Source organism: Kineococcus rugosus (assembly GCF_050871975.1).
Classification (GTDB): domain Bacteria; phylum Actinomycetota; class Actinomycetes; order Actinomycetales; family Kineococcaceae; genus Kineococcus.
The window spans coordinates 1-5,173 of record NZ_JBJLSJ010000075.1 but is presented as its reverse complement, the minus strand read 5'-3'; the positions used below and the strand labels follow the sequence as shown (position 1 = coordinate 5,173).

3 protein-coding genes are annotated in these 5,173 nt (G+C 74.3%); 2 read left to right on the top strand and 1 reads right to left on the bottom strand.

The window, feature by feature from the left end; all coding sequences use genetic code 11:
* Positions 1-48 precede the first annotated feature (48 nt).
* Positions 49-1,539: a CoA-acylating methylmalonate-semialdehyde dehydrogenase gene (locus tag ACRYM6_RS22900; RefSeq protein WP_432545199.1), complete on the bottom strand. Its 1,491-nt coding sequence runs from the start codon at positions 1,537-1,539 to the stop codon at positions 49-51.
* 242 nt (positions 1,540-1,781) lie between these two features.
* On the opposite strand from ACRYM6_RS22900, the gene ACRYM6_RS22895 reads away from it, so the two are divergent.
* Complete coding sequence (locus tag ACRYM6_RS22895) at positions 1,782-3,794, top strand: vWA domain-containing protein (RefSeq protein WP_432545198.1); 2,013 nt, start codon at positions 1,782-1,784, stop codon at positions 3,792-3,794.
* Between the two features lie 67 nt (positions 3,795-3,861).
* Complete coding sequence (locus ACRYM6_RS22890; protein WP_432545197.1) at positions 3,862-5,163, top strand: MFS transporter; 1,302 nt, start codon at positions 3,862-3,864, stop codon at positions 5,161-5,163.
* The last annotated feature ends 10 nt before the right edge of the window (positions 5,164-5,173 follow it).

Genomic DNA, 5,173 nt, shown 5'->3' with positions numbered 1-5,173 from the left:
CGTCCCCGCGCGGCTCGCGCGGGGACGCCCCCGTCGGGGACCGGTGGGTCAGTCGTTCTGCGGGAAGCCCAGGTTCAGGCCGCCGTGGGAGGGGTCGAGCCAGCGCTCGGTCACGACCTTGCCCCGGGTGAAGAAGTGCACGCCCTCGACGCCGTGGGCGTGGGTGTCGCCGAACAGCGACTGCTTCCAGCCGCCGAAGGAGTAGTACCCGACCGGCACCGGGACGGGCACGTTGATGCCGATCATGCCGACCTGGACCTCGTTGCGGAACTTGCGCGCCGCCCCGCCGTCGTTGGTGAAGATCGCCACGCCGTTGCCGTACTTGTTGGCGTTGATGAGCTCCAGGCCCTCGTCGTAGCCGGAGACGCGGACGACGGACAGCACCGGCCCGAAGATCTCGTCGGTGTAGATGGACTGCTCGGTGGTGACCTTGTCGAACAGGGTCGGCCCGAGCCAGTACCCGTCGGCGTCGCCGTCGGGGACGACCTCGCGGCCGTCGATGACGAGCTCGGCGCCCTGCTCGACACCGGCGTCGACGTAGCCGGTGACCTTGTCGCGGTGCGGGCCGGTGACCAGCGGGCCCATGTCGCAGCCGCGGCGGCCGTCGCCGGTGCGCAGCGTCGCGACGCGCTCCTTGATCTTGGCGATCAGCTCGTCGGCGACGGAGTCGACGGCGACGAGGGCGGAGATGGCCATGCAGCGCTCACCGGCGGACCCGAAACCGCCGTTGACGGCGGCGTCGGCGGCCAGGTCCAGGTCGGCGTCGGGCAGGACCAGCATGTGGTTCTTCGCCCCGCCGAGGGCCTGCACGCGCTTGCCGTGCCGGGTGCCGGTCTCGTACACGTACTGCGCGATGGGGGTGGAGCCCACGAAGGAGACCGACGCGACGTCGGGGTGGGTCAGCAGCCCGTCGACGGCGACCTTGTCACCGTGCAGGACGTTGAACACGCCGTCGGGCAGGCCCGCGTCCTTCCACAGCTGCGCGATGAAGTTCGCCGCGGACGGGTCCTTCTCGCTGGGCTTGAGCACGACGGTGTTCCCCGCGGCGATGGCGATGGGGAAGAACCACATCGGGACCATGGCCGGGAAGTTGAACGGGGAGATGATCGAGACGACGCCCAGCGGCTGGCGCAGGGAGTACACGTCGACCTTGGTGGAGGCGTTCTCGGTGAACGCGCCCTTGACGAGGTGGTTGATGCCGCAGGCCAGCTCGACGATCTCCTGGCCGCGCGAGACCTCCCCGAGGGCGTCGGACAGGACCTTGCCGTGCTCGGCGGTGATGATCTCGGCCAGCTCGGGCTTGCGCTCGTTCAGCAGCTCGCGGAACTTGAACAGGATCGAGGTGCGGCGGGCCAGCGACGTGTCGCGCCACCCCGGGAACGCGCTCCTCGCGGCGGCCACGGCGGCGTCGACGTCGGCCTCGGACGCCAGGCCGAGGACCTTGGTGCGCTTGCCGGTCGCCGGGTCGAACACGTCCGCCGTGCGGTCGCCGGACCCGGCCGTCGCGGCACCGGCGATCCAGTGCGGGACGTGCGGCAGGTCCGTGCTGGGACCGGGGGCACCAGCGGCGGCGGTGGTGCTGGCGGTGGTGGTGGTCACGAATGCCCTCCTCGGACGTCATCGGCGGGGCGGCTCCCGCCGGATGGTCGAACAGGGAGCATCATGCCACCCACTCGACCCCATTTGTCCAGACAAACTGTCATGCGTCGGGGGGCGGGGGTGACGGATCGACGGTCCGGCCGTCCCTGGCGCGCTCCCCGGGACGGACGTAGCGTGCACGCGTGGCCCGTGATGCGTGGAGCAGGCGACGTGGCGGTCGCTACCGGTACGGCGAGTGGGCGGGCGGACCCGACCCGCTGGCTCCGCCCCACGACGTCCGGGCGGCGCTGGACCGCGTCGGCCGCGACGTGCTGTCCGGCGGGTCGCTGCGCGAGGCGCTGCGCGACCTGTTGCGGGGCGGCCCCGACGGCCGCTCCGGCCTGGACGACCTGCGGGCCCGCGCGGCCCGGCTGCGGCGCGAGGCCGCCCGCCGCGGCGACCTCGACGGCGCCCTGACCACCGCCCGCGCCCAGCTCGACCAGGCCCTGGCCGCCGAGCGCGAGGAGCTCGCCGGCCGTGACGACGACGACGCCCGCTTCGCCGAGACCCGCCTCGACGCCCTGCCCCGCTCCACCGCCCAGGCCGTGCGCGACCTGGAGGACTACCGCTGGGCCAGCGACCAGGCCCGGGAGCAGTACCAGCGGATCCTCGACGGCCTGCGCGAGGACGTCGTGGGCCAGCAGTTCCGCGGGATGAAGGACGCCCTGCGCGGCGGCAGCCCGGAGGCGGTGCAGGCGCTCAAGGACATGATGAGCGACCTGAACGACCTGCTGGCGAAGAAGGCCCGCGGCGAGGACACCCCGCAGGACTTCGCCGACTTCATGGCGAAGCACGGCGACACCCTCGGCGAGGAGGGCGTCGAGGACCTCGACGACCTCGTCGACGCCCTGGCCCGCCGGGCCGCCGCCGCGTCCCGGCTCATGCGGTCGCTGTCCCCGGCCCAGCGCGAGGAGCTGTCCGCGTTGATGGAGCAGGCCCTGGGCGGCGACCTGGACCTGCAGGCGCAGATGGCCCAGCTCGGCGACAACCTGCGCGCGCTGCGCCCGGACCTGGACTCCTCCCGCGGCGAGCGCGTCCGCGGCCGCGGCGACCAGCCCCTCGGGTACGGCGAGGCCGCCGACGCGCTGCAGGACATCTCCGAGCTCGACGACCTGCTCGACCAGCTGGGCGCCGAGCACCCCGGCACCCTCGACGACGTCGACGTCGACGTCCTGGAGCGCCAGCTCGGCCGCGGCGCCGCCGACGACCTGCGGCGGCTGCGCGACCTCGAGCGCGAGCTCCAGCGGCAGGGCTGGCTGACCCGCTCCCCCGAGGGGCTCACCCTGTCCCCCAAGGCGTTGCGCCGCCTGGGCCAGACCGCGCTGCGGGACGTGCTCGGCCGTACCCGGATGGGCGGCCGGGGCGACCACGAGAACACCGACGCCGGGGCCGGCGGCGAGCCGACCGGCGCGACGCGGCGCTGGCGGTTCGGCGACGAGCAGCCCCTCGACGTCGTCCGCACCGTCTCCAACGCCCTGCACCGGGGCACCTCGCCGGGCGGGGCGGTCCGGCTGACGTGGGAGGACTTCGAGGTCGTCGAGACCGAGCGGCGCGCCGGCGCGGCCGTCGCCCTGTGCGTCGACCTGTCGTTCTCGATGGCCGCCGAGGGGCGGTGGGGGCCGATGAAGGAGACGGCGCTCGCGCTGTCGCACCTGGTCTCGACGAAGTTCCCGCACGACGCGCTGCAGATCATCGGTTTCGGCCTGCACGCCCAGCCCCTGACGGTCGGCGAGCTGGCCGGGGTGGAACCGGACTTCGTGCAGGGCACGAACCTGCAGCACGCGCTGAGCCTGGCGCGCCGGCACCTGCGCCGGCACCCCGACGCCGAACCCGTCGTCCTGGTCATCACCGACGGCGAGCCCACCGCGCACCTGGTCCCCGGCCGCGACGCCACCGAGTCGTTCTTCCAGTGGCCGCCCACGGCCGAGACCGTCCGGGCCACCGTCCGGGAGGTCGACCAGCTCACCCGGTTCGGCGCCACGATCAACCTGTTCATGCTGGGCGAGGACCCCGGCCTGCGCCGGTTCGTCGACGCCGTGGCCCGCCGCAACGGCGGCCGGGTGCTGTCCCCCAGCCCGGACCGGCTCGGGCAGTACGTCGTCGACGACTACCTGCGGGCCCGCGCGGGCCGGGGCGGCACCCGCCGCGCCTCCTGATCCCCCCGCCGCGCGCCGGACCGGAAACCGTTGGTCCGGCGGCGGGCCGGTGTGGCAGCGTGCCGGGGTGCCCAGCCCCGCCGCGATCGTGGAGACCGTCCTGCCCCGCCGCCTGGGCACCGGGTTCCGCTGGCTCATCGCCTCCAGCTGGGCCAGCAACCTCGGCGACGGCCTGGCCCTGGCGGCCGGGCCGCTGCTGGTGGCCTCCCTCACCGACGACGCGTTCCCCGTGGCGCTGGCCGCGCTCGCCGCGTGGCTGCCGCCGCTGCTGTTCGGCCTGACCGCGGGCGTCCTGTCCGACCGGGTGGACCGCCGGGCGATCGTGGTGACCGTCGACGTGGTGCGCGCCGCGCTGCTGACCGCGCTGGCGGTGGTCGTCCTGTCCGGGCACGCCACGGTCCCCCTCGTGCTGGGGGCGCTGTTCCTGCTCGCCACGGCCGAGGTGTTCGCCGACAACACCGCGAGCACGCTGCTGCCGATGCTGGTGGCGCGCGAGGACCTCGCCGTCGCCAACGCCCGCGTCCAGACCGGTTTCGTGACGGTCAACCAGCTCGCCGGGCCGCCGCTGGGGGCCGCGCTGTTCACCGCCGGGACGTTCGCGCCGTTCGCGGGGCAGGCCGCGCTGTGCGCGCTGGCGGCGGTGTTCGTGAGCCGGCTGCGGCTGCCGCCCCGGCCCGCGCGGCCGCCGTCGAAACCCTGGCACGACGTCGTGGAGGGCATCCGCTGGACCGCGCACCACCCGGCCGTCCGCACCCTCGTGGTGACGATCTTCGCGTTCAACGTCACGTTCGGCGCCGCGTGGTCGATCCTCGTCCTGTACTCCACCCAGCGCCTGGGCCTGGGGGCCGTCGGGTACGGCCTGGTGACGACGGCCGGGGCGGTCGGCGGGATCGCCGGGACCCTGGCGTACGGCTGGATCACCCGGCACGTCAGCCTGGGCGACCTCATGCGGATCGGGCTGGTCGTGGAGACGCTGACGCACCTGGCGCTGGCCCTGGCGACGAGCCCGTGGGTCGCGCTGCCGGTGTTCGTGGTGTTCGGGATGCACGCCTTCGTGTGGGGCACCACGTCGATCACGGTGCGCCAGCGGGCCGTCCCGCACGAGCTGCAGGGCCGGGTGGGGGCGGTGAACACCGTCGGGACGTTCGGCGGCCTGGCCATCGGCAGCGGGCTGGGAGGTGTCCTGGCGCAGCGCTTCGACGTCACGGCGCCGTTCTGGTTCGCGTTCGCGGGGTCGGCGGTGTTCGTCGTCCTCATCTGGCGCTCGCTGAGCCACGTCGCGCACGCCGACGAGCACGCCGACGAGCACGCCGACGAGCACGAGGACGAGCACGAGGACGAGCACGAGGAGGTCGCCGGGCCGCGGTGAACCGCGGCCC